We start from the raw sequence: 23,862 nt of genomic DNA on the forward strand, positions 1-23,862 counted from the left end.
CACCGATCCGGTCGGCGCCCCGCCGGGCCTCAGTGCGGGATCGCCTGCCTCGGCCGGGTGAACGCCAACTCGTCGCGAAACTCGTCGATGCGCCGCGCGACGTCCCAGATGCTCTCGGTGCCCTCCAGCCGCGACAGGTACAACGAGCGTTCGGCCAGGCCGACCAGGTCGACGGTGAAGTACACGCTCATCAGCGGATTGATGAACAGCTCGCTGTTTCCGGTGCGTTCGGTGAAGTGCGCGTCGCCGAACCGCCCGTGCAGGGCCGAGGCGACCGAGCCCTGCACGATGCTCGGCCGCTGCGGGGTGCGCCGGTTCGCGTACGCCACCGCGTCCAGGTACAGCGCTCCCTCCCGCGATTCGCGCGGAATCGACAACGCGCCGAGGTAGTGCCCCTCCCGGGTAAGCGCCGCCAGGTTCTCCAACACCTGCGCGTGGCAGATGCCGTGGTAGGAGTCGATGCCGAAGCCGAGCGAGACGACCAGCCGGGTCGGCACCCGCACACCCGCCACTGCGGCGAGGCTGGCCATGTCCTCCTCCGGGGTGCCCAACGACGCCTCGTCACCGCGCATCAGGATGTCGGTGCCGCCGTCCACGAGCACGATCGCGTCCACGTCCAGGTCCTTGACCAACCGCCGATACGCGGCCCGCAGCGGCTTGACCCCGGTCTTCCCGAACGCGTAGACGGTGTCGGCGAAACCGTTGCGCCCGAGCCAGCTCGCCAGCGTGCGCTCCGGGAAGTAGTCGTCGTTGCCCGATGTGTCCGGTCGCACCGCGGCGAGTCCGGGCAACAGCCGACTCGCCGACGGCAGCCGATCCACGGTCACGAACGACAGGTTCGCGTAGTGCACCCGCTTGCCCTGCTCGGCCAGCGCGAGCCCCAGCGGCAGTCCGGAGAACACGTCGAAACCACCCCCCGCCCCCGCGATCAACACGGAACGGGCGTCCCGCAGACGGGCGAAGACCGGAGGTTCGGCAAGGGTGAACACGCGCGGACGGTATCAAGGCACCCGGGCCGTACGCCAAGGCAATTGCCGATCCTCAGGTCGAACCCGACGCTGCCGCCCGGTACTCGTCGATCAGCAGCCGCTTGTACAACTTCCCGGTCGGATGCCGAGGCAACTCGGCGCGGAAGTCCACCGATCGCGGGCACTTGTAGTGCGCGATCCGGGCCCGGCAGTAGGCGATCAGCTCGCGGGCCAACTCCGGCCCCGGCGTCGCGCCTTCGGCCGGTTGCACGACCGCCTTGACCTGTTCGCCCAGTTCCGCGTCCGGGACGCCGAACACCGCGACGTCGGCGATCGCGGGATGCAGCGCGAGCAGGTTCTCCACCTCCTGCGGATAGATGTTCACCCCACCGCTGATCACCATGTGCGATTGGCGATCCGTCAGATACAGATAGCCGTCCGCGTCCAGGTGCCCGATGTCGCCGAGGGTGGTCCAGCCCCGGCCCGCCGGATCGCGGCCGGCCTCGGTCTTGTCCGGGTCGCCGTGGTACGAGAACTGCGGCCCGTCGGCGAAGTAGACCAGACCGTCCTCGCCCACCGGCAGTTCCCGCCCCGCACCGTCGCAGATGTGCGGCGTGCCCAGGATCGCCCGCCCGACCGTGCCCCGGTGTGCGAGCCACTCACGGGGCCCGCAGCCGACGTAGCCGTTGCCCTCGGTGCCGGCGTAGTACTCGTGCAACACCGGTCCCCACCAGTCCAGCATGCGTTCCTTGACCTCGGGCGGACACGGCGCGGCGGCGTGCACCGCGTAGCGCAGCGAGGACAGGTCGTAGCGTTCGCGCGTGTCGGCCGGCAGCTTGAGCATCCGCACGAACATCGTCGGCACCCACTGGCTGTGCGTCACCCGATACCGCTCGATCGCGGCCAGCGCGGCCTCCGGGTCGAAACGCTCCAGGACCACCACGGTGTGCCCGGCGCGCAGGAACTGCATGCAGTAGCGCAGCGGCGCCGCGTGGTAGAGCGGCGCGGGACACAGGTAGACGTCGCCGCCCTCGCCCGAGGTGTCCATCCCGTACAGCGCGCCGATCAGGCGGAACAGGGTCAGCGCCGGCCCGGTGCCCAGCGGGTGCTCCTCGCGTTTGGGCAGTACCCCCTTGGGGCGACCGGTGGTGCCGGACGAGTAGAGCATGTCCGCGCCCTCGAACCGGCTCGCGAGCGGCGTGCTCGGGCAGGTGCGGACCGCGACCTCGTACGGTTCGAAGCCGGGCACCGCGCCGTCCAGCATCAGCCACCGCTCCACCCGGGGCGCCCGGTCGCGGATGGCGCCCGCGAGTTCGGCCTGCGCGGCCGAGGTGACGAACACCCGGGCCCCGCAGTTGTCCACGACATAGGCCAGTTCGTCCGGATGCAGTCGTACGCCCACCGGCGTGTAGATCAGCCCCGAGCACTGCGCGGCCCAGGTGAGCGCGAGGTAGAGCGGGTGGTTCTCCAGCGCGATCGCGACGTGGTCCCCCGGGCGCAGCCCGGCGTCGTACAGCAGGTGGGCGAAGCGGTTGCACTCCGCGTCCAGTTCGGCGTAGCCGACGACCCGGCCGGTGCCGGCCATGATCACGGCGGGGCGGTGCGGGTGCGCGGCGGCGGTGACACCGGGATGCATGGGCGATCCTCGTCTCGGTGCGACGGCGTCCCGCTCCCGAGCCGGGCGCGGGCCCTGGGCTTCCGTTCGGATGGCGCCGCAGAAGTCTCGCACCGTACCGGGCCGTATTGAAGGGATCGGCCGGGTCGCCCGCCCACCCGCCGCCGGGGTCTCAGTGCAGCGGTCGCCCGCCCGAGAAGGCCGGCCCGCGCACCTCGCCGCCCGGTCCGGTCGCCAGTTCGCGTCCCAGCCACTCGAACGCGCCCGGCAGGCCCCTGGCCCAGGTACCGAAGTTGTGGCCGCCGGACGACTCTATCTGCACCTTCACGCTGTCCGTCGGCCGCAGTTTGCGGGCGAACTCGCGGGCCTCGCGGACCGTCTTGCCCTCGCCCTTGGCCGCGAACAGGTACATCCGCACCGGCGGCCTGCGCACGTCGTCGACGGTGTGCAGCGGGCTGTTGGCCCGGCGCAGCGCGTCGTCGCCGCGGTACAGATCGCCGGTGGTCACGTCGGTGATCGCCTTGAAGTAGCCGGAGAGGCTGGCCGCGGCGGTGTAGCGGTCGGGGTGGCGCAGCGCCAGGTTGACCGAGCAGAAGCCGCCCGTGGAGTAGCCCAGCAGGCCCCATCCGGCCGGCGCGGGCGCGGTGCGGAAGTTGGCCGCTATGGCGTCCGGTACGTCCTGGCCGAGGTAGGTGTCGGCGCGGGCACCGCCGGGGGCGTCCACACACTCGCTGTCCCGGCCCGCGATCGGGTTCTGCGCCGCGATCACCACGATGGTCGGCGGCATCTTGCCCGTTTCCATCAGCCCGGCGAGCATCTGGTGCACCTTCATCCGGCGCAGCCAGGTGTCGGGGGTGCCGGGGAAGCCGGAGGTGAGCTGGATGACCGGGAAGCGGGCGCGAGCGTTCTCCGCGTTGAAGTAGGCGGCGGGCAGGTAGACGAAGGTGTCCAGCTTGTAGCCGGTGCGGGTGCCCTGGATGGAGGTGTTGACCAGCACGCCGTGTTTGGGGTCCGCGCCGGACCGTCGCGGCTTGGGGGTTCGGGGCTGGTCGGTCAGCGGGGGTTTGGTGACCATGAACGGCAGCCCCTTGCCGTGGTCGTCGGAGAACGGCACGGCCGGCCTTGGGTCGAGGTGCTTGACCTTGACGGTGGACACCGACACGTCCGGCACCGGCGGCCCGTCCGCGATGTGCATCAGGTCGGACAGGGTCGAGTAGAAGTACATCTGCGCGTTGACCGCGGCCAGGATGGTGAAGGTGACCATGAGCTGGGTGAACAGCAGCGTGCAGATCCGGCGGGTGCGCTGGAGCGTGGGGCGGTTCCAGAACCAGATGGTGGCGAAGGCGGTGCCTGCCGTGGCCAGCGCCATGCCTATGACGAACCACATGCTCGTGATGTCCACGTCCCAGAAGGGACGCCCCGCCAACATCTGATCCACGCTTCCACTGCCTTCTTCGCCGAGCCCGACCGATGACACCGGTCCCGGCCGACACCCGACACAGTCGCGCCGGGAGCGGAGCAGCCTGCCTCTCCATCTTCTGCCCGGCCGCGTGCTGCCGCGTCGATCCCGAGTCCCGAACCGGGTCATTCACAAGTCGCACGCAAGTACGCCGGGTCCTCCGCGGTCGTAGCGCGGACCGGTACACACGGGGGTGTCGATCAGTACGAGCGCGGCAGTCCGAGGGTGTGTTGCGCCACGTGATTGAGGATCATCTCCCGGCTGACCGGCGCGATCCGCAACGCGCGGGCCATGCCCCACAGGGGTACCAGGCCGTAGTCGCGGCTCATGCCGTTGCCGCCGTGGGTCTGGATGGCGGCGTCCACCGCGTGGATGGCCGCCTCGGCGGCGGCGTACTTGGCCATGTTGGCGGCCTCTCCGGCGGCCTTGACCATCGCTTCGCCCGCGTCGTGCAGCCAGGCGGCGCGGGCCGTCATCAGCGCGGCCGACTCGACCTCGACGGCGGCCTCGGCGAGCGGGTGGGCGATCGCCTGGTGGGTGCCGATCGGGCGGCCCCACACCTCGCGGGTACGGGCGTAGTCGGCGGCGCGGGCAAGCGCGTGGCGGGCGATGCCGACTCCCAGTGCCGCACCGGTCACCCGTTCCGGGTTCAGGCCGTGGAAGACCTGGCGCAGTCCGTCGCCCTCGGTGCCGATCAGTCGGTCGGGGGCGACCGGTACGTCGTCGAAGAAGAGGGTGAACTGTCGCTCGGGTGCGGAGCCCTCGATCGCCAGCGGGGTCGCGGTCAGGCGCGGGTGGGCGGCGTCGACCAGGAACAGCGAGAGCCGGGCGCGGCCGGATTCGGGGTCGGTGCCGGTCCGGGCGACCACCAGGATCGCGTCGGCCTCGTCGACTCCGGAGATGAACTGCTTGGTGCCGCGCACCGACCAGCCGTCGCCGACGCGGGTCGCGGTGGTGGCCAGGCGGTGGGTGTTGGAGCCGGCGTCCGGTTCGGTGATCGCGAACACGATCTTGCCGGTGCCCGCGGCCAGGCGGGGCAGCCAGGTGCGCTTTTGCCCGGCGGTGCCGAACCGGGTGAGCACCTCGCCGGCGATCGCACTGGAGACCAGGAGCAACAGCAGCGGGCAGCCGTGTGCGGCGACCTCCTCGCAGACGATCGCCAGTTCGACCAGGCCGCCGCCTCCGCCGCCGTACTCCTCGGGCAGATTGACGCCGATGTAGCCGTGTTTGCCCAGGGCCTGCCACAGTTCGGTGGTGGGTCGGCGGTCGCGGCTGTGCTCGGCGAAGTAGCCGGGGCCGAATCCGTCGGTGATCGCGCCCACCGCGGCGCGCAGGGCCCGGTGTTCGTCGCTCTCTCGGAAGTCCATGGCTCACCCGTCCAACAGCGTCGTGGGGATGTCGGTGTGTCGGGACCGGATGTACTCGGCCAGACCCTTCGCCTGTGGATCCGGGCGGGTGGTGGCGGCGACGCCCTCGCCGAGCAGGCCGACGATCACGAAGTTGATCGCGCGCAGGTTCGCCAGCACATACCGCTGGATGGGCAACTCGGCTGCTTCGGGCAGCAGTTCGCGTAGTCGATCGACCGTCAGATGCCCGCGCAGCCAGCGGAAGCCGGCATCGCTGCGGGCCCACAGACCCAGGTTGGCGTCGCCGCCCTTGTCGCCGGAGCGGGCGCCGCAGACCAGTCCGAGCGGCGCCCGGCGGGTCGGTCCCGGGTGGCGGACCGGTGGTTCGGCCGGCGGGGTGGCGGCGGGCAGCGGCGCGGTGTGTTCGGGCGGCGCGATCGCCCGCGAGGTGCCGTCGGGCAGCACCACGGTGTGCTCGACCTCGGCGACCGGGATCCACCCGGCCCGAAAGACGCCGTAGGCGGTCTCGGTGGTGGGCGGGGTGGTGGTGTGAAAGCCCGGGTAGCCGGCCAGCGCGAGTTCGACGACCGCGCCGGAGAAGGCGCGGCCGACCTTGGTCGGGTCGGGGTCCTTGACGGTGACCCGCAGGTGCGCGGTGGCCTGCTCGTTGGTCGGCGCGTCGGGTCGGTCGTAGCGCAGCAGCCGTACGTCGACCTCGGCGAACCGGTCCCGGCCGCCGAGCGTGTCGAAGAGCATGCGTTCGGCGTGCGCGGCCTTGGCCTCGATGTCCAGGCCGGTCAGCACCATGGTCATGGTGTTGCGGTAGCCGCCGAGTTCGTTGACGGCGACCTTGAGGGTGGGCGGCGGCGGCAGTCCGCGTACGCCGCGGATGCGCACCCGGTCCGGACCTGCCGGGCCGAGCGTGATGGTGTCGAAGCGGGCCACCGCGTCGGGGTTGGCGTAGGCGGGTCCGGCGATCTCGTACAGCAGTTGCGCGGTGACCGTGCCGATCGACACCAGGCCGCCGGTGCCCGGGTGTTTGGTGATCACCGAGGAACCGTCGGCGGCCAGCTCCGCGATCGGGAAGCCGGGGCGGCGGGTGTCCAGCGCGAAGTCGTGGCTGCGGCCCGGCCGGTGCAGGCGTGGGAGGTCGCCGAAGAACGGGTAGTTGCCGCCGGTGGCCTGCGGGCCGCATTCGATCACGTGGCCCGCGACGACGGCGCCGGCGAGCCGGTCGTGGTCCGTGCGCCGCCAGCCGTGCCACCAGGCGGCGGGGCCGACCACCAGGGAGGCGTCGGTCACCCGCGGGCAGACCACGATGTCGGCGCCCCGGGTGAGGGCTTCGGCGATGCCCCAGCCGCCGAGGTAGGCATTCGCGGTCACCGCGCGCGGTCCCGCGTCGATCCGGTCCAGTACGTCGTCGCCGCTCACGTAGGCGATCCGCGGGGCCAGGCCCAGGCGTTCCGCGCTCGCCCGCAGGCGTTCGGCCAGGCCCGCCGGGTTGAGCCCGCCGGCGTTGGAGACGATCCGGATGCCCCGGTCCAGGCAGGTGCCCATCACCTGTTCCATCTGGGTGACGAAGGTGCGCGCGTAGCCGGCGCCGGGGTCCTTGTTCCGGGCCTTCCACAGGATGGACATGGTCAGTTCGGCCAGGTAGTCGCCGGTGAGCACGTCGATCGGGCCGCCTTCGACCATCTCGCGTGCGGCGGCCGGTCGATCGCCGTAGAAACCGGAGCAGTTCGCGATCCGGACCGGGCGGCGGGCCGGCGTCCCGTCGGTCGAGGCGCTCATCGCACGGCCTCCGCGTGAGTCTCGGCGTCGGCGTCGGCGTCGGGGGCCACGATCGCCAACACCGTGCCGGCGTCCACCGGTTCGCCCGGACGCACGGTCAGTCGACCGACAACGCCCGCGTGCGGTGCGAGCACCTCGTGTTCCATTTTCATCGCCTCGACGGCCAGGACGAGTTGTCCGGCCACGACGTGTTGGCCCTCTTCGACCGCGACCCGGACCACCGTGCCGGGCATCGCGGCCGACAGCGAACCGACGGGCTCCCGAACGGGTTCGGCCGGTTCCGGCAGTCGCGGCAGCTCGGTCAGCTCGCTCGCGCCCAGCGGGCTGTCCAGGTGGATCGTGTCGCCGACCCGGTGCACCGAGACGGTGCGCCGCACCCCGTCCGCGGTCAGGTCCACCCGATCCGCGTGTGCGGCGTGAACGACCAGACCGGGCAACGGCTTTCCGTCGATCGCGACCTGGTCGGGGAGACGATAGGTGACCACCGTGCGGCCGTCGGTGTCGTGCGCGTAGGTCACCTGCTGGTCGGCGCTGCGGACGTTGCGCCAGCCGCTCGGAATGCCGCCCAACACGCGGGCCGCCGCCCGCCGTTCGGCCTGTCCGGCCAGGGCCGCGGCGGCGGCGTGGATCGCCGCCGCCGCCGGGTCGGGGGCGCACAGTTCGGCCGGCGGATGTCGATCCAGGAAGCCGGTGTCCGCGTCTCCGGCGGTGAACTCGGGCGAGCGCAGGATGCCCACGAGCAGGTCGCGGTTGGTGCGCACGCCGTGCAGTCGGGCCCGGGCGAGCGCGTGGGCGAGCTTGCGGCAGGCCTCGTCGCGGGTCGGCGCGTACGCGATCACCTTGGCCAGCAGCGCGTCGTAGTGCGGGCCGATCCGGCTCCCTTCGGCCACGCCGGCGTCCACCCGGATGCCGTCCCGCTCGGCCAGTTCGAAGCGGTGCAGCGTGCCGACGGAGGGGGCGTAGCCGCGGCCGGGGTCCTCCGCGTACAGCCGGGCCTCGATGGCGTGGCCGGCGGCGACCGGTTCGGCGGGCAGCGGGTGGCCCTGGGCGACCAGGAGTTGCAGCCGGACCAGGTCCAGGCCGGTGGTCAGTTCGGTGACCGGGTGCTCGACCTGGAGTCGGGTGTTGACCTCCAGGAGGTGGAACGCGCCGGCCCGGTCGAGCACGAACTCCACGGTGCCCGCGCCGACATAGCCGATCGCCCGACCGGCGGTCACCGCCGCCGCGCACAACCGGGCCCGCAGCGCCGGGTCGACGGCCGGGGAGGGGCTCTCCTCGATCAGCTTCTGATGCCGGCGCTGGATCGAGCAGTCCCGCTCGAAGAGCGCGAGCACCGTGCCGTGGGTGTCGCCGAAGATCTGCACCTCGACGTGTCGGGGGCGCTCCACCAGACGCTCCAGGAAGACGGTGTCGTCGCCGAACGCGGCGCCCGCCTCGCGCCGGGCGCCGGCCACCGCCTCGGCCAGCGCGGCCTGTTCGCGCACCACCCGCATGCCTCGGCCGCCGCCGCCGAAGGCGGCCTTGACCAGCAGCGGGAAGCCGATCCGGGCGGCGAGTTCGCGCGCGTCGCCGTCCTCGCGGACGATCCCGCCGGGCAACACCGGCACACCCGCCGCGCCGAGCAGTTCCTTCGCGGCGAGCTTGTCGCCCATCGCGGCGATGGTCCGCGCCGCGGGCCCCACGAAGACGAGCCCGGCGGCCTCGACCCGCCGGGCGAAGTCGGCGTTCTCGGACAGGAATCCGTAGCCCGGGTGCACCGCGTCGGCGCCGGTGCTCCGGGCCGCCTCGATCAGCAGGTCGGCACGCAGGTAGGTGTCCGCGGCGGTTTCGCCGGGCAGCCGGACCGCCTGATCGGCCGCCGCGACATGGGGCGAGTCGGTGTCCGGATCGGCGTACACGGCCACCGTGTCGATGCCCATCGTGTGTGCGGTGCGGGCGATCCGGACCGCGATCTCGCCGCGGTTGGCGATCAACAGCCTGCGGATGAACGGCATACGATCCCCTCGGTGTGCGGTTTCCGGGCGGCGGGGCGGCTGGGGTGCCTCGGGTGTCCCGGCGCCGGGTGGGCGAGGCGGCCGGGGTGCCTGCGGTGTGCTGCCGCCTGGCGGGCGGGTCGGCTGGGGTGCCCTCGGCCGGCGTCACATGCGAAAGACCCCGTAGCCGGTGGTGCCCGCGACCGGTGCCGAGTGCGCCGCGGACAGCGCGATGCCGAGCACCGTGCGGGTGTCGCGCGGATCGATCACGCCGTCGTCGTAGAGCCGCGCGGTGACGAAGAACGCGTGCGACTCGCGCTCGATCTGCGCCTCGATCGCACTCCGGCGCAACTCGTCCACCTCCTCGTCGAAGGCGATCCCGCGCGCCGCGGCGGCCTGCCGGCCGACGATGGACAACACGCCGGCCAGTTGCGCCGCGCCCATCACGGCGAGCTTCGCGGTCGGCCAGGCGAACAACAGCCGGGGGTCGAAGGCGCGGCCCGACATGCCGTAGTTGCCGGCGCCGAAGGACGCGCCGATGTTCAGGGTCAGGTGCGGCACGGTCGAGTTGGTCACCGCGTTGATCATCTTGGCGCCGTCCTTGACGATGCCCCCCTGTTCGTACGCGGTGCCCACCATGTAGCCGGTGGTGTTCTGCAGGAACAGCAGCGGGGTGTGCGAGCGGTTCGCCAACTGGATGAACTCGGCGGCCTTGCGCGACTCCTCGCCGAACAACACGCCGCGCGCGTTGGCCAACACCCCCACCGGGAAGCCGTGCACCGAGGCCCATCCGGTGACCAGGCTGGTCCCGTAGCCGGGCTTGTACTCGCCGAACCGCGAACCGTCCACCACCCGGGCCAGCACCTCGCGGGGATCGAACGGCACGCGCAGGTCGGCCGAGACCAGGCCGAGCACCTCGTCGATGTCGTACAGCGGCTCGTCCGCCGGGTGGGTCGGCCCGGGGCCGTGCTTGTGCCAGTTCAGCTCGGCCACGATCCGCCGACCGATCCGCAGGCAGTCGTATTCGTCCACGGCGTAGTGGTCGGCCAGCCCGGACACCCGGGCGTGCATCGCGGCGCCGCCCAGTTCCTCGTCGTCGGCCTCCTCGCCGGTGGCCATCCGCACCAGCGGTGGGCCGCCGAGGAACACCTTGGCCTGCCCCGCCACGAGCACCGAGTGGTCGCACAGGCCGGGGATGTAGGCGCCGCCCGCGGTCGAGTTGCCGAACACCAGCGCGATGGTGGGGATGCCCAGCGCGGACAGCTCGGTCAGGTCGTGGAAGACCCGACCGCCCGGCACGAACAGCTCGGCCTGGGTGGGCAGATCGGCACCGCCGGACTCGACCAGGCTGATCACCGGCAGGCGGTTGCGGCGGGCGATCTCCAGGGCGCGCAGGTTCTTGCGCAGTGCGTACGGGTTGAGCGAACCGCCGCGCACGGTCGGGTCGTTGGCGATCAGTACGCACTCGACGCCGGAGACCGGGCCGATGCCGGTGACCAGGCCCGCGCCGACGGTGAACTCGGTGCCCCACGCGGCGAGCGAGGACAGTTCGAGGAAGGGCGCGTCCCGGTCGAGCAGCAGCTCGATGCGCTGACGGGCGGTCAATCGGCCGCGCGCCAGGTGCCGTTCGACGTAGCGCTCGCCGCCGCCGGCGCGGGCCAGGTCGAGTTGTTCGTGCAGCGCCGCGAGCGCGGCGAGTTGCGCGGTGCGGTTGTCCCGGTAGATGTCCGACCGGGGATCGAGCCGGGAACGAAGAACGGGCACGAGCACGCCTCCTCACCTGTCGAACATGACGGGGCATGTCGACGGCAGCTTCCGGATGTTAACGGCCGGTAGCTTGGCTGCGGAAGGGGTGCGGGGCGCGGAAGGGGTGCGGGGCCGGGCGTTCGCCGGATGCTCGGGGGGTGCGGAGGGGCGTGGCGGGCGCGGGTGGGCCATTCGAGTGCTCCGGGCGGGGCGGGGCGGGCGGTGGGCATCGCTCCGGTACCCCTTTGGCCGGGAAAACACGACATCGACGCGGCCCGGGAGTGGCGGGGTCGCGTCGATGTGGGTGGAGTCGGGTCAGCCGTGGTGACCGTGGTGACCGTGGTGGCTGTCGTGGTTTTGGTGGCTGTCGTGGTTCTGGTGGCCTTGGTGCCCCGCGTGGGCCGCGTGCGGGTCGGCCGGGGCGGCGGGCTTGCCGGCCTCGACGGTGAACTCGGCGGTTCGCACCACGCCCCCGTGCTTGAAGTCGAGGAAGAACCGGTAGATGCCGACGCTGGGCAGCTCGGTGTGGAAGGCGATCTCCGGGCCGGCCGGGGTCACTCCGTCGCCGGGCGCGCCGCCGGGGTGCACGTGCAGGTAGGCCAGGTCGCCCTCGCGCAGCACCACGAGGTGGCCGAACGCGGCGAGGTAGGGCTCCAGGTCGGTGACGGGCCGACCGTCCCGGGCGACCGAGAGGGTGATGTGCGCGCCCTGCCCGGCGGCCGGCTCCCCCGCCAGGGTCACCGTGTAGCCGTCCACCTCCGCGGTCGGCGCCGGCGCGGGCAACGGCACCGGCCGGAAGTCGCCGGCGACCTGGATGTCGACGCCGAGGGTGAGCGGGGTGCCGGTCGCGGCCGGGGCGAAGTCGGTGAAGACCCGATAGGTGCCGGCCCGGTCGAGGGTCAACTCCTGGGTCCACACGCCGTCCTCGCCGAGCACCGGGTGTACGTGGCGGAAGCCGCTCAGGTCGCGCCGCACCACGATCAGGTGCAGGTCCTTGTCGTGCTGCGGTAGGTATTCGCGCACCGGGGCTCCGTCGGGGCCGTCGATGCGGAACGCGAAGGTGCCGGCGGGCGCGGCGACCGGGACCAGCGTGTAGCCGTCGCGCGAGACCTGGAGTCCCTCGGGGGTGCCGGCGGCGGCGGTGTGGTGGGCGTGGACGGTCATGGCGATCTCCCGTGCGTCGTGCGATCCGGCCGAGCGGGCCCGGTCGGACCACTCGCGGTGGCCTTGGTGGCGGCCACAACCAAAAGTTATACCCCTCGGGGGTATCAGGCAAGTGCAAGTGCCGGGTGCGCGGGGTGGCGGGGGTCACTTGACGGCTAACGCCGTTAGCCGGATGATGGACACAGAGCAGCTAACAGCGTTAGCTCATCGAGTCTCGGGAGAACTGATGACCATCACCACCGCGCAGACGACGACCGCTTCGACCGGGCAGGTCGCGCCCGACGCACCGGGTACGCCGAGCAGGCGCTCGCTCGCCGCCGGGGTCGGCCACGCCGCCGTGTGGGTCGCCGGGCTCACCGTCGCGGCAGGGGCCACACCGAAGCTTGGTGATTCGGCCGCCGAGGTCACCTCGGCCTATGCGGGCGACGCCGGCCGGGCCGTCGCCCAGTCCGTGCTGGTGCACGGGCTCGCGGCCGGCGCGTTGGCCGTCCTCGGTATCGCCTTGCTGCGTCGGGCGGGCGGGGATCGGGGAGCCCGCTTCGCCGGTTGGGCCGGGACGACCGCCGCCGGACTGGCCGTGCTCCAGCTCGTGCTCGAACTGGTCGCGATCGGCCGGGCGGACGCGGCCGATCCGGGCCTCGCCGGTGGGCTGTTCGACCTGGTCCAACGCATCGACGGCGTCAAGATGTTCGCCCTCGCCGCGCTCGCGGTGGGAGCCGTGGCGGCCCGTCGGGTCGTACCGCTGCGCCGCTGGGAATCGTTCACCGGGTACGCGCTGGCCGCCGCGATCGTCGGCTCGGGCCTCGGTTACCTGCTCCTGAACACCGCGCTCGGCGGATTGGCCCTGCTCTCCCTGCCGCTGCTGCTGGTGTGGGTCCTCGCGCTGGGCCACGCGCTGAGCCGGCGACCCGGTCGACGCTGAAGGAAAAACCGGATTCGCATCGCACCCGCCGTATCGGATACTTCGGAATCGAACGGTGCCACGATCATCATCACGGGGAAGCGGGGATCGGCGGGATGCGTACGTTGCTGATGGGGGTGGTCGGCTCGACCGCCTACGGACTGGCCACGCCGGAGTCGGACGAGGACCTGCTCGGGGTGTACATCGCCGATTCGCGGGAGGTCCTGGGGTTGAACGGCGCCAACGCGACGAGCAGTTCCAAGGTGACCACCAAGCCCGATGTGACGATGCACGAACTGGGCAAGTACTGCGGCCTGGCGCTCAAGTGCAACCCGACGGTGACCGAGCTGCTCTGGCTCCCCGAGTACCGCGTCGAGACCGAGGCCGGCCGCCGACTCCGGGCCCTGCGCGGCGCGTTCCTGTCCACGGAGTACGTACGGTCGGCCTACGGCGGCTACGCCGTCCAGCAGGCCAAGCGGCTACAGGGCCGGCACGAGGCGGGCAAGGCCGGCTTCTCCGCCGACACGGCCAAGCGCACCGCCAAACACGGCCGGCACTGCCTGCGCCTGCTGCTTCAGGGCCAACAACTCCTACGCACCGGCGAGTTGCTTCTCGACGTGAGCGCCCACCGCGAAGACCTCTTCGCCGTCGGCCGACTGGCCGCCGAAAACCCCGAAGCCTTCGCCCAACGCTTCGAACGCGAAAAGGCCACCCTCGACGCCATCGACTCGGCCCTCCCCGACCACCCCGACCGCGAAGCCATCGACACCCTGGTCGTCGACCTCCGCCTGGCCGCCCTCACGGGCTGAACCCGACGGCGCCCCTTCCCCAAATCCCGGGAAGGCGCGACAATCCCACGCCCTGTCAGGCGCCGAGCGCGGCCGTCAAGGGCAAGCCACGACGTTGGATCACTCCGGAACCGATGATCCGGGGTGCGGGGTGGTTGGGTCGAAACCATGGGAAGGCGACGACGAGTTGTGGGCGGTCGACAGCGCCGCTCGGCATCCGGCAGAGTGGCCGTCCGTGACGAGCAGTGAACTGTGGACCCGTGCCACCGCCGACCGCTACGACGCCGAGGAGACCGAAGCGTCCTCGGCTGCTGTTCTCGGGCCGACTCTCGCCTTCCTCGCCGAGCTCGCCGGAGACGGCCGGGCACTGGAGTTCGCCATCGGAACCGGGCGAGTGGGAGTCCCGCTCCGGGAACGCGGCGTGCCGGTAGTGGGCATCGAACTGTCCGAGCACATGGCAGCGGTGCTACGACGCAAGATCGACGAGGACACACTCCCGGTAGTCATCGGGGACATGGCCACCACTGTCGTTCCCGGTGAGTTCACCCTGGTCTACCTCGTCTACAACACCATCACGAACCTGCTCACTCAGGACGAGCAGGTCGAGTGCTTCCGCAACGCCGCACGGCATCTGGAGCCCGGCGGCCGATTCGTCATCGAGTTGGGTGTGCCGCCGCTGCGGTTCCTGCCACCCGGCCAGGTCGCGGTGCCGTTCGATGTCTCCGAGCAGCATCTCGGCTTCGACACCTTCGACCTGGTCGAGCAGATTCTCGTCTCGCACCACTTCACCCGCGACGGCGACGACGGCTGCTACCGCCGCGACAACTCCCGGCACCGGTACGCCTGGCCGGCAGAGCTCGACCTGATGGCACGGATCGCCGGGCTCGAACTGGAACGTCGCGTCGCGGACTGGGACGAGGCTCCGTTCACCCAGGACTCCGCGAAGCACATCTCCGTGTGGCGCAAGCCGGCCTGAGGTCGGCCACCGGGCTGTCGGGGGTGACGTCGTTGCGGTAGCCGTCGACGGCTGCCCGGGGGAAGCCCAGGGCGTTCGTGCTGCGAAGCCTGGCCGGAAGGACCTCGTGCAGCCGGGACCGGACTCCAGCCTCGGTCGCCTCGGATATGTCGGCCCATCCTCGGCTCATGGTGGAGCCGCCGGGTCGCGGCCGGGAAGACCGACACGTCGGCCTGGCATGGCCAAGTGCTCGGACTCGGTCACGTGTCCCCTGACATGTAATCGAGCATTTCTGCCGACAATATCGGTGGGAGAGCCGACTCCTGCCGGCGCTCGTGGGCGGCCGGTATCGGGCACCTTCCGTGTACGCGGCATGAAGGGCAACACGTGGACCGAGATCTCGGGTAGATCCGTCATAGTCCGAAGATGACGGAGTCGGCGCACCATAACCGCCTCGCCGCCCACCGGTCGCAGCAGCACGGACTTGTCGCGTCATTCGCAGGTGAAGACGCTCTTCGAGTGCTCGGGTCCCTACGCACGGAGAAGTGCCTCGGCATAGTCCTCCGTCTGAAGCAGCCCGGGCACAACGTGCGCCATGTACTGCCGGATTCGGGTTGTCTGCTCCGCAAGCTCCATGAGCCGCCTCACCCAGTCCGGAATGGACCCGCGGTTGCCGGGTGGCCGCGTACGAATGATCGATGCCACCCGGCATCCGGGCCAACCGGCCGGCGACGTGATCGCGCTCGACGATTTCGCGCCCGGCCGCGCGGTATCCGTCCAGCCGCCCGACGGCGGCCTGTTCCGGGCACGCCGGATTCACGAAGTCGAGCACGCACCACCACACCACTGGGCATTTTCGCTGCACCGCAAAGGAACTCCACACCCCACCCACCCATTTGCGTAGCCCCCCGACTACGGAAAGTGCCATCTCGCCATCCCGATCGGCGAAATGGGGTGTCTGGGGCGAACGCGCGCGACACAAAAGCGCAACGAGAAGTTTCCACTGGAAATCTCGGCTGCCCATGTCGTTGGAACACCGATAGGTTGTGCGCTTCCAAGGCTCCGCGTCTCCGGTTCTCCGGATCTCCGCGCCTTCAACGCTCCGCATACCCCTGGGGGATCCCGCACGCCATGACCATGCCGTTCCAGAACGAAACGCAGCTCATCATCCGTCAGAATTTCCGCCCGATCGTGAACCAGTACGTGGTCCACCTGGTCGGTCCGGACGGGAAGCACGGACCGGTGATCGCGTTCGCACAGCAAAAGCGCGGCAAGCTCAAGGAAGAGGTCATCCTCTACACGGATGACACCAAGACCACCGAACTCGCCCGCTTCAAGGCGCGCCAAATGCTCGACGTACGCGCCCAGCACGACGTGACCGGCGTCGAGGGCACCAACCTCGGCATGTTCTCGAAGGACTTCAAGAAGTCCCTCCTGCGTTCCACCTGGAACCTCGAACGCCCGGACGCCGCCAAGGCCGTCGGCCAGGAGCGCAGCCTCTTCGGCGCGATCCTGCGCCGCGTGTGGGGGTTCATACCCGTGGTCGGCGCCTGGCTGCCGGCCCCCACGTACCACTTCGACTTCGTCGACGAGAGCGGCAAGCCCGTCCTGACCGTCGAGCGCCAGATGAAGCTCCGCGACCAGTACCTGGTCAAGCTCCCCGACTCCACCATGGACCGCCGCCTCGCCATCAGCGTCGCAGTAGCCATGGACGCCATCCAGAACCGCTGACCAACCCCGGCACACACCCGCCACCCCTCCCCCGCGGGGGCCCCCCCCCCCCCCCCCCCCCCCCCCCCGCCGGCGGGGGGCCCCCCACAGAACCCCCCCCCGGCGCGCGCCCCCCGCCCCCCACCGGCCGGGCGCGCGCGGGCGGGGACCGGCAAGTAGCCCCCTGCGGCGGCACCGGAAATGCACCCACGAGGATGTCGGCTTCAAGGCCCGCAGCCGGATCGGGAAATGCCCACTGAAGCTGCCGGTCGACACTCCGTGACGTATGCGGCGGCCAAATGTGCGCTGAGCACCACGTGCGGCAGCCCGCGTCGGAGCGGGTGGGGCGCCCCGGTCGGCATGGCGCGGTGACTTGCCACCCGACCGGGCGCTTGCCCATCCGCACCGACCACCGACCCGGTGACGTCTTGTCGTCCGGAGCCGCCGCGCCCCTTCACCACGAACCCCGCCCCGACATCCGAAGGGCCGGACACGCGTACCTATTGGGTCGCGGCGCGGGCGGCGATCCTTCCGGCTTTGTCGGCATGGAAGAGGGCGTCGTTGTAGTGGCAGCCGGACGGCACCCACTCGAAGGTCTTCTCCTGGGAGAACTTGTAGTACAGCGCGCGGCGGCCGGCGCCCGGGCCGGTCGGCGGCGGGGTGCTGTGCATGATGTCGCCGAAGTGCAGGGTGAGGTCCCCGGGCTCGGTCTCGATCCTGACCACCGGCAGGTCGCCCTCCTCGCCCCACTTCAGCCAGTGGTTGGCGTGGCGGTGGGAGCCGGCCAGGACCATGAGTTGCCCGTTGGCGGGGTTGGCGTGGTCGAGTTGGATGCCGGCCTGGATCAACGGGCACAGCGCGGGGTGGCCGCCGATGCCGTCGTCGGTGTGCCAGCCCAGGTTGCCGTCGCCCTTGACCAGGTCGGAGGACTTGACGAACACCATCGGGCCGTCGAGGCGATCGTCACAGACGCGGAACCCGGGGTCGGCCAGGCGGGCGAGCTCGGTCATGCGGGGCTCGAAACACAGCTCCTGGAGTACCTCGGAGTGGCGACCGAGGTAGTTGATCCGGGTGACGACCTCTTCCCCGTCGCCGTTGAGCGACCACCACGAGAAGCGGTCGCCCGGTGTGGTTCGGGAGCGTACGTGCTCGACCTCCGCGGCGAACCGGGCCACCTCGGCCTCGGCATAGACGCCCTTGACGTGCAGGAAGCCCGTGGTGTCGAGGAAGTGCCGCATCTCCTCGCGGTTGCCGTCGGCGGGGAAGCTGCGACGCAGGTCCAGCGGTTTGCCGTCGCGGTCGACCAGGGTCTCCCGGACGGCGTTGGTGTAGATGGGCCGCCCGGTCAGCAGGGCCCGGGTAGCCGGCTCCCACCGTTTCCAGTCCTGGAGGGTGCCGCGCACGACCTCCGCGCGCTCGGTCCGCACACAGCCGGTGGCGGTCAGGAGCTCGTTGACGTACTCGGAGAAGGTGGGCTCGTCGAGTTCGATCACGGTGGCCGCGCCCGCGTCGCCCTCGACCGCCTCGACCCCCTTCGGCCCCGCGATCCACGTGTAGGCGCGACCGTCGGGGAGGCGGAACGCCAGTGGCGGCACGCCGTCGAGGTCGTCGACGAAGAGGTCGCGGTGTTCGGCACCGAGCGCGGGGAGGTGCACGGTGTGGAACCGGCCGAACGAGTGGCGGGGAAAGGAATCCGCGATCGCCTCGACCCAGGGAAGGCCGGTGCCGGTGGTGTCGGCGCCCATGGTGACGCTCCTCATCGTGTTACCATGTAACATGATTGTGTTTCCTGGTGAGGATAGGAGCGCCTAGTGTCCTCGGTCAAGGAAATCCGGTCGGTGCGGAACGCGTGCCGGCTTCTCGAAGAGGTGGCCCGGCAGCAGCCGACCGGGGTCAGCGATCTCGCGCGGATCACCGGGATCGACAAGAGTGCCGCTCATCGGCTCGCGGTGACCCTCAACGCCGCGGGGTGGCTGCAGCGCACCGCGGACGGTCGCTGGTACCTCGCCCCCAAGCTGCTCGCGGTGCTGCGCGAGTCCTCCTCGATGTCGCTCGCCGAGAGCGCCCGCCCGTTGCTGGAGGCCGCCCGGGACGCGACCGGGGAGACCGCGATGCTGGTGGTCCCGGAGGGCAATCGGCTCCTGATCGCCGATGTCGTCGAAAGCGGTCACACGCTGCGCGTCTCGGTCACCGTCGGCTCGGAGATGCCGGCGAGGTCGAGCTCGGCGTTGCGTGCGATCGCGGCCCGCCTGCCCGCGGAACAATTGCCGGCCTGGCGTCGCGTCGATCCCGAACTCACCGACCAGGCCCTTCGGGCCACCCGAGAGCGTGGGTGGGGCCTGAACGACAACGAGGTGTCCGACGGCACACGCGCCGTCGGTGCGGCGCTGTGCGGCGCCGACGGCCTGCCGATCGCCGCGCTCGTGGTGGTCGGCCCCTCGACCCGCTTCGACAGAGAACTGATGCCGCCCCATGGCGAGTTGGTGGCCCGCCTCGCCGGCGACTGGGACGGACGTTGACGGCCCCGGAAACCCGGTGCGGGTGTGCGTCGTTCGATCGGGCCGGGTTGCGCCCTGACGGGTGAGCTGCGGCCCTCGCTCGCTCCGCCGCGGTCGTTGTGGCGCGCCGGGCCGGCCGACCCCTGTCCGCATGCGACGAACAAGGGTTGAGCGGGAGTTCGGGCCCGGTGGGGTGTCGGCGGCTGCGGGAGTTGTACTCCTGGCGGGGTGTCAGTCTTCGTCCGGGACCAGGACCGGGGTGTCGCGTTTGAGGACTTCGCCGCGGAAGAAGGCCGGACTCTTGAGGCGTTGGAGTTCCATCAGGATCGCGCCGAGGACCAGCAGGCCAACGCCGATGATGAAGACGCTGCCGACGCCCGCCACCCGGTTGCCGTCGCCGTAGTTCGGGTCGGCCACGTCCACCAGCGTCTTGAGGAAGATCGCGCCCAGCATCAGGCCGCCGAGCGCGGGCAGTACGCCCTTGATCATCGTCTCGTGGAGGTTGCGGGAGAGGTCCTTGCGGAAGTACCACACGCAGGAGAACGCGGTCAGCGAGTAGTAGAAGCAGATCATCAGGCCCAGCGCGTAGATCGTGTCGGTGAGCACGTTCTCCGACAGAATCGTCATGATCGTGTAGAACGCACCGGTCGCGACGCCGGCCGAGATGGTGGCGAACCCCGGTGTCCTGAAGGTGGGATGCACGCGCGAGAACACCTTGGGCACCGCCTCGTACGCGCTCATCGACAACAGCGTGCGCGCGACCGGGATGAAGGTGGTCTGGAGGCTGGCGACCGAACTGGCCAGTACCGCGACGAACATCAGGATGCCCAGGCCCGAACCCATCACCGGGTCGGCCAGCTTGGCGAAGATGTTGTCGTCCTCGTCGTTGTTCAGGCCCAGTCCGGTGGTCCCGGTGCCCGCGTACATCAGCGTCGCGACACCGGTCATCAGGTAGGCGACCACGATGAACAACACCGAGATGATCGCGGCCCGGCCCGGCACCTTGGGGCCGCCGGCGGTCTCCTCGTTGATGCTCAGGGCGGTGTCCCAGCCCCAGTACATGAAGATCGACAAGGACAGACCCGCGGTCAGCGCGGTGAAGCCGCCGTCGATGGAGAACGGGTTGAACCAGTCCCAGGAGAACGGGATCGACGTGGGCACGTCGCCGGCCGTGGCCTTGGTGATCGCCATCACGACGAACAACGCGAGCACCGCGAGTTGCAGGGCCACGAGCACGTACTGGACCCGCTTGGTAACGGTCATCCCGCGATAGCTGATCGCGGTGGCGATCGCGATGAAGGCCAGGCACGTGGGCACGTGCACCAGCTTGTTGTCGTCCAGGTTCCGGACCCAGTCGCTGTCGAACGCCTCACCGAGCGCGAGGTAGAAGAACGACGTACCGATGCCGGCCAGGTTGGACAACACGATGACGGTCGCCATCACCAGACCCCAGCCGCACATCCAGCCCACGCGCGGGCCGAACGCCTTGACCGTCCAGGTGAACGAGGTACCGGCGTCCGGCACCGCCTTGCTCAGCTCGCGGTACGCGAACGCGACGAGCAACATCGGGACGAAGCCGACCAGGAAGATCGCCGGAGCCTGCGTGCCGACCTTGTTGACCGTGGGCCCGAGCGCGCCGGTGAGGGTGTACACGGGCGCCACCGTGGAGATGGCGACGACCACGCTCCCGAGCAGACCGATGGAATTTCGGCGCAGGCCCTTGTCCTTGAGATCCGACTCCGGGAGGTAGTGCGACTCCCCTACCCGGTGGTGCTTGTCGCCCCTCTGGCGCACGTGCTCGTTACTCACAAGTGAACAGACTAAGTCAGGATGAAACGACTTTTGACCAAGGAGGTCACGAACGATCCGGTGAGTCGCTCATGTCACTCATTGGGGCTTTCCGGGCCGCGCCGAGCGTCACCGACTCCGAGCATCCCGGAGAGCAGTTCGACGACCCCGACCCGGATGTCGGCCCGCGACGGCGGCGTCGCCCAGCCCGCGCCGGCGATCGCGTCGAACATCACCCCCTCACACCACGCGACCACGAAGCGGCCGTGCCGCTCGGGCGTCGTCGAGCCGAGCGCGGCGAGCATGCCGACCGCCGCGCCCCGGAACGCGGCGCCCGCCTCGTCGTACATCGTGCGCAGCTCGGACCGGCGGGTCGCCTCCAGGGCCAGTTCGTAGCGGGCGATCTTCTGGTCCCGCCCGCTCCGGATCGCGGCGCTCACGATCGTCGCAACCAGGTCGGCGACGCCCGCCACGTCGCCCGGCAGCGCGAGGTGCACCTCGCCGTCGGCCAATATGGGCGCGAACTCGCCCGCTTCCAGCACGGTCATCCGCGCGAGCGCCACCTCCAGGAGCGCGGCGCGCGTGCGCGCGTAGTACGACGTCGATCCGGGCGGCAGCCCCGCGCTCTCGTCGACGGCGCGATGGGTCAGGCCGCGCATGCCGCGCTCGACGAGCAGGCGGATCGCGGTGTCGCCGATCAGGACGAGGCGGTCCGGACGGTCGGGGCTGGTGCGCTTCGCGGTGGTCACGCGGGCCAGCCTGCCATGCGTCCGCTACGGCTGTAGAGATTCACCCTCTACGGCCGTAGAGATACCTCCACTACAACCGTAGAGGAAATGGCCACTACGGATGTAGAGTCGGCATCACGGCCTCTACACCTGTAGTGGATGCGAAGGCGCGGACGTCGACACCGACATCCGCATCGACATCGGGGGAACCATGTCCGTCACCAAGCCCGAAGCGATCGTCGTCGGCGCCGGCCCCGGCGGACTCACCGCCGCGATCGCCCTGCACCGCCGGGGCTGGTCCGTGCTCGTCCTGGAACGCGCCGCCACCCTGGAGCCGATCGGCGCGGCCATCGCCGTCGCCCCCAACGGACTGCGCGCGCTGGACGCCGTCGACGCGGGCAGGCAACTTCGCGACTCGGCCGCGATCCGGGGCGCCGCGACGCTGCGTCGGCCGGACGGGCGGGTGCTCGCGCCCACCAGCGCCGAGGCGTTCGTCGAGCGCTTCGGCGAGCCGATGGTGGTGGCGCCGCGGGCCGAGCTGATGCGGGTGTTGCTCGCGGGCCTGCCGGCCGACGCGCTGCGCACCGGCACGACGGTGGCCGGCGTGCGACCGGGCGGCGCGGACCGGCGCGCGTCGGTGACCACCACGACCGGCGAGACCCTGACCGCCGACCTCGTGGTCGGCGCCGACGGGATCCGCTCGCCGATCCGCGGCGCGCTGTTCCCCGAGCACCCCGGTCCGCGCTACGCCGGATTCACCACCTGGCGTGCGATCGTGCCGCACGTCGAGGTCGTACCGGGCGAGACCTGGGGCCGCGGCCTGGTCTTCGGCTCGATGCCGCTGGCCGACGGCCGGGTGTACTGGTACGCGACCGCGAACCGCCCGGCCGGTGTCGTGCACGGCGACGAGCGCGCCGAACTGCTGCGCCTGTACCGCGACTTCCACGCGCCGACCCGGCAACTGATCGAGGCGGCGACGCCCGAGCAGATCCTGCACCTGGACGTGCACGAAATGGCCGAGCCGCTGCCCGCGCACCACCGGGGGCGGGTCGTGTTGATCGGCGACGCGGCGCACGCGATGACGCCCAACCTGGGTCAGGGCGGCAATCAGGCGTTGGAGGACGCCATCGAACTCGCCGACGTGCTCACCGGCGTGCCCGCCGGCAAGGTGGCCGACGCGCTGCCCGCGTACACCAAGCGACGGCTGGCACACACCTCGGAGGTGGTGCGCAAGTCGCGGCGGCTGGGGGCGATGGCACAGTGGGAGGGTCGGGGCGCCGTGGCGATCCGGGACGGACTCCTGCGGGTGGCCGGGCGCTTGGCGCCGGACGCGGCGTTGCGACCGTTGGACTCGATCCTGGGTCGGCGCTCGCCGGACGCTGCGGTCTGAGCCTCGGGAGGGCCGCCGTGTGGGTTCCGCCCACGAGGCATGCGTCGTACATTCCGTACCGGCCGGTATGTGGGTGACGGAGAGGGAACACCGTGTCGATCGATCCGCAGCTCGTGGAGTTGTTGAGTCTCATGCCGGAGGATCTGTTCGTGGGCGACGCGGCCGGCGCGCGGGCGACCATCGACGCCGGAATCGGGCTGCTGCCGGTGATGACCGAGCTGGCCCGGGTCGAGGATCGCACCATCGCGGGCGCCGAGGACGACCGGCCCGTGCGGGTGTACCGGCCCTCGGCGGAGCCCGATCTGCCGGTGACCGTGTTCTTCCACGGCGGCGGATTCGTGATCGGCGGCCTGGACAGCCACGACGCGCTGGCCCGGCGGATCGCCCGGCACGCCGAGTGTGTGGTGATCTCGGTGGACTATCGGCTCGCCCCGGAACACCCGTTCCCGGCCGCGATCGAGGACGCCCTCGCCGCCTACCGGTGGGTGCTCGACCACGCCGCCGAATGGGGCGTCGATCCGAGCCGGATCGCGCTGGCCGGGGACAGCGCGGGCGCCACCCTGTCCGCGACCACCTGCCTGCTGGCACGCGAACACGGCCTTCCCCAACCGGCGTTGCAGATGTTGTGGTATCCGGCAACGGGCGTCGAGGGCACCGCGTCACGGATCGAGAACGCGCACGCGCCGCTGCTCTCGGCCGCCTCGATCGCCTGGTTCATGGCGCACTATCTCGGCGGACGCGGACTCGACGAACTGGGCCCGTACGCCGCGATCGGCACCATCGAGGACCTGTCCGGCCTGGCCCCGGCGCACGTGGTCCTGGCCGGTCACGATCCGCTGCGCGACGAGGGCGCGGACTTCGCCGAGCGGCTGCGCGCGGCGGGCGGCACGGTGGAGTGCGAGCTGTTCGAGGACATGGTGCACGGCTTCATGAGCTTCGTGGACCTGGTCCCGCGCTGCGCGGAGTGCGCCTCGGGCTCCTTCGCGGCGCTGCACAAGGCACTGCACCCGTAGCGCTGTCGCGCCGGGCACCGCACCTGCGG

19 protein-coding genes and 1 pseudogene are annotated in these 23,862 nt (G+C 71.0%); 8 read left to right on the forward strand and 12 right to left on the reverse strand.

What is annotated here, in order from left to right; translation table 11 throughout:
* Positions 1 to 29 precede the first annotated feature (29 nt).
* The 8 genes from ACFXMF_RS16675 to ACFXMF_RS16710 all read right to left on the reverse strand — a co-directional run bounded on the left by ACFXMF_RS16675 (position 30) and on the right by ACFXMF_RS16710 (position 12,062).
* Positions 30 to 989 (reverse strand): DUF1152 domain-containing protein, encoded by a 960-nt coding sequence (locus ACFXMF_RS16675; protein ID WP_379990659.1) that lies wholly within the window; start codon positions 987 to 989, stop codon positions 30 to 32.
* Between the two features lie 52 nt (positions 990 to 1,041).
* Complete coding sequence (locus tag ACFXMF_RS16680; RefSeq protein WP_379990657.1) at positions 1,042 to 2,604, reverse strand: AMP-binding protein; 1,563 nt, start codon at positions 2,602 to 2,604, stop codon at positions 1,042 to 1,044.
* 151 nt (positions 2,605 to 2,755) lie between these two features.
* A complete protein-coding gene (locus ACFXMF_RS16685) occupies positions 2,756 to 4,012 on the reverse strand; it encodes an alpha/beta hydrolase-fold protein (RefSeq protein ID WP_360314904.1) in 1,257 nt (418 codons plus the stop codon).
* A 230-nt stretch (positions 4,013 to 4,242) separates the two neighbouring features.
* Positions 4,243 to 5,409, reverse strand: coding sequence for an acyl-CoA dehydrogenase family protein (locus tag ACFXMF_RS16690; RefSeq protein ID WP_360314781.1), 1,167 nt, complete (start codon positions 5,407 to 5,409; stop codon positions 4,243 to 4,245).
* Positions 5,410 to 5,412: 3 nt separating this feature from the next.
* Positions 5,413 to 7,179: an acyclic terpene utilization AtuA family protein gene (locus ACFXMF_RS16695; RefSeq protein WP_379990656.1), complete on the reverse strand. Its 1,767-nt coding sequence runs from the start codon at positions 7,177 to 7,179 to the stop codon at positions 5,413 to 5,415.
* Positions 7,176 to 9,173: an acetyl/propionyl/methylcrotonyl-CoA carboxylase subunit alpha gene (locus ACFXMF_RS16700; RefSeq protein WP_380020673.1), complete on the reverse strand. Its 1,998-nt coding sequence runs from the start codon at positions 9,171 to 9,173 to the stop codon at positions 7,176 to 7,178. The genes ACFXMF_RS16695 and ACFXMF_RS16700 overlap by 4 nt, the downstream gene beginning before the upstream one ends.
* A 144-nt stretch (positions 9,174 to 9,317) precedes the next feature.
* Positions 9,318 to 10,916 carry an acyl-CoA carboxylase subunit beta gene (locus tag ACFXMF_RS16705; RefSeq protein WP_379992162.1) on the reverse strand — a complete coding sequence of 533 codons (1,599 nt, stop codon included), beginning with the start codon at positions 10,914 to 10,916 and terminating at the stop codon, positions 9,318 to 9,320.
* A 297-nt stretch (positions 10,917 to 11,213) separates the two neighbouring features.
* Entirely contained in the window at positions 11,214 to 12,062 is an 849-nt protein-coding gene (locus ACFXMF_RS16710) for a hypothetical protein (protein WP_379992161.1), read from the reverse strand.
* 226 nt (positions 12,063 to 12,288) lie between these two features.
* Here ACFXMF_RS16710 and ACFXMF_RS16715 point away from each other — a divergent pair, with 226 nt between their 5' ends.
* From ACFXMF_RS16715 to ACFXMF_RS16725, 3 genes are all read left to right on the forward strand, one after another.
* The gene (locus ACFXMF_RS16715) at positions 12,289 to 12,984 is read left to right on the forward strand and encodes a hypothetical protein (protein WP_379992160.1); all 696 of its coding nucleotides are present in this window, start codon (positions 12,289 to 12,291) and stop codon (positions 12,982 to 12,984) included.
* A 95-nt stretch (positions 12,985 to 13,079) separates the two neighbouring features.
* The gene (locus ACFXMF_RS16720; RefSeq protein WP_360314770.1) at positions 13,080 to 13,772 is read left to right on the forward strand and encodes a DNA polymerase beta superfamily protein; all 693 of its coding nucleotides are present in this window, start codon (positions 13,080 to 13,082) and stop codon (positions 13,770 to 13,772) included.
* 214 nt (positions 13,773 to 13,986) lie between these two features.
* Positions 13,987 to 14,727 carry a class I SAM-dependent methyltransferase gene (locus tag ACFXMF_RS16725; protein ID WP_360314768.1) on the forward strand — a complete coding sequence of 247 codons (741 nt, stop codon included), beginning with the start codon at positions 13,987 to 13,989 and terminating at the stop codon, positions 14,725 to 14,727.
* Positions 14,728 to 14,892: 165 nt separating this feature from the next.
* Here the strand turns inward: ACFXMF_RS16725 and ACFXMF_RS16730 are convergent.
* Positions 14,893 to 15,342, reverse strand: a pseudogene (locus ACFXMF_RS16730) (Scr1 family TA system antitoxin-like transcriptional regulator).
* Between ACFXMF_RS16730 and ACFXMF_RS16735 the strand changes: the two are divergent.
* On the forward strand, positions 15,341 to 15,610 hold the full coding sequence (locus ACFXMF_RS16735) for a hypothetical protein (RefSeq protein ID WP_379992159.1): 270 nt from the start codon (positions 15,341 to 15,343) through the stop codon (positions 15,608 to 15,610). The pseudogene ACFXMF_RS16730 and the gene ACFXMF_RS16735 overlap by 2 nt on opposite strands.
* Before the next feature lie 227 nt (positions 15,611 to 15,837).
* Positions 15,838 to 16,437, forward strand: coding sequence for a hypothetical protein (locus ACFXMF_RS16740; protein WP_360314764.1), 600 nt, complete (start codon positions 15,838 to 15,840; stop codon positions 16,435 to 16,437).
* A gap of 479 nt (positions 16,438 to 16,916) precedes the next feature.
* On the opposite strand, the gene ACFXMF_RS16745 is transcribed toward ACFXMF_RS16740, so the two are convergent.
* Complete coding sequence (locus tag ACFXMF_RS16745) at positions 16,917 to 18,176, reverse strand: phytanoyl-CoA dioxygenase family protein (RefSeq protein WP_379992029.1); 1,260 nt, start codon at positions 18,174 to 18,176, stop codon at positions 16,917 to 16,919.
* 51 nt (positions 18,177 to 18,227) lie between these two features.
* Between ACFXMF_RS16745 and ACFXMF_RS16750 the strand changes: the two genes are divergently transcribed.
* Complete coding sequence (locus ACFXMF_RS16750) at positions 18,228 to 18,935, forward strand: IclR family transcriptional regulator (protein ID WP_360314758.1); 708 nt, start codon at positions 18,228 to 18,230, stop codon at positions 18,933 to 18,935.
* Positions 18,936 to 19,145: 210 nt separating this feature from the next.
* On the opposite strand, the gene ACFXMF_RS16755 is transcribed toward ACFXMF_RS16750, so the two are convergent.
* Both ACFXMF_RS16755 and ACFXMF_RS16760 read right to left on the reverse strand, forming a co-directional pair.
* Positions 19,146 to 20,708 (reverse strand): APC family permease, encoded by a 1,563-nt coding sequence (locus ACFXMF_RS16755; RefSeq protein WP_360314902.1) that lies wholly within the window; start codon positions 20,706 to 20,708, stop codon positions 19,146 to 19,148.
* An 89-nt stretch (positions 20,709 to 20,797) separates the two neighbouring features.
* Positions 20,798 to 21,451 (reverse strand): TetR/AcrR family transcriptional regulator, encoded by a 654-nt coding sequence (locus ACFXMF_RS16760; RefSeq protein WP_379992030.1) that lies wholly within the window; start codon positions 21,449 to 21,451, stop codon positions 20,798 to 20,800.
* A 190-nt stretch (positions 21,452 to 21,641) separates the two neighbouring features.
* Here ACFXMF_RS16760 and ACFXMF_RS16765 point away from each other — a divergent pair, with 190 nt between their 5' ends.
* Together ACFXMF_RS16765 and ACFXMF_RS16770 are read left to right on the forward strand one after the other, a co-directional pair.
* Complete coding sequence (locus ACFXMF_RS16765) at positions 21,642 to 22,820, forward strand: FAD-dependent monooxygenase (RefSeq protein ID WP_360314754.1); 1,179 nt, start codon at positions 21,642 to 21,644, stop codon at positions 22,818 to 22,820.
* Between the two features lie 92 nt (positions 22,821 to 22,912).
* Positions 22,913 to 23,833 carry an alpha/beta hydrolase gene (locus tag ACFXMF_RS16770; protein ID WP_360314752.1) on the forward strand — a complete coding sequence of 307 codons (921 nt, stop codon included), beginning with the start codon at positions 22,913 to 22,915 and terminating at the stop codon, positions 23,831 to 23,833.
* Positions 23,834 to 23,862 lie beyond the last annotated feature (29 nt).

The organism is Embleya sp. NPDC059213 (genome assembly GCF_042754445.1).
In the GTDB taxonomy this organism is placed as follows: Bacteria; Actinomycetota; Actinomycetes; order Streptomycetales; family Streptomycetaceae; genus Embleya.

Coding starts and splice junctions, on each gene's coding strand:
- ACFXMF_RS16680 (WP_379990657.1), bottom strand. CDS start 2,604: ATGCATCCCGGTGTCACCGCCGCCGCGCACCCGCACCGCCCCGCCGTG.
- ACFXMF_RS16685 (WP_360314904.1), bottom strand. CDS start 4,012: ATGTTGGCGGGGCGTCCCTTCTGGGACGTGGACATCACGAGCATGTGG.
- ACFXMF_RS16690 (WP_360314781.1), bottom strand. CDS start 5,409: ATGGACTTCCGAGAGAGCGACGAACACCGGGCCCTGCGCGCCGCGGTG.
- ACFXMF_RS16695 (WP_379990656.1), bottom strand. CDS start 7,179: ATGAGCGCCTCGACCGACGGGACGCCGGCCCGCCGCCCGGTCCGGATC.
- ACFXMF_RS16700 (WP_380020673.1), bottom strand. CDS start 9,173: ATGCCGTTCATCCGCAGGCTGTTGATCGCCAACCGCGGCGAGATCGCG.
- ACFXMF_RS16710 (WP_379992161.1), bottom strand. CDS start 12,062: ATGACCGTCCACGCCCACCACACCGCCGCCGCCGGCACCCCCGAGGGA.
- ACFXMF_RS16715 (WP_379992160.1), top strand. CDS start 12,289: ATGACCATCACCACCGCGCAGACGACGACCGCTTCGACCGGGCAGGTC.
- ACFXMF_RS16720 (WP_360314770.1), top strand. CDS start 13,080: ATGCGTACGTTGCTGATGGGGGTGGTCGGCTCGACCGCCTACGGACTG.
- ACFXMF_RS16735 (WP_379992159.1), top strand. CDS start 15,341: ATGAGCCGCCTCACCCAGTCCGGAATGGACCCGCGGTTGCCGGGTGGC.
- ACFXMF_RS16740 (WP_360314764.1), top strand. CDS start 15,838: ATGACCATGCCGTTCCAGAACGAAACGCAGCTCATCATCCGTCAGAAT.
- ACFXMF_RS16745 (WP_379992029.1), bottom strand. CDS start 18,176: ATGAGGAGCGTCACCATGGGCGCCGACACCACCGGCACCGGCCTTCCC.
- ACFXMF_RS16765 (WP_360314754.1), top strand. CDS start 21,642: ATGTCCGTCACCAAGCCCGAAGCGATCGTCGTCGGCGCCGGCCCCGGC.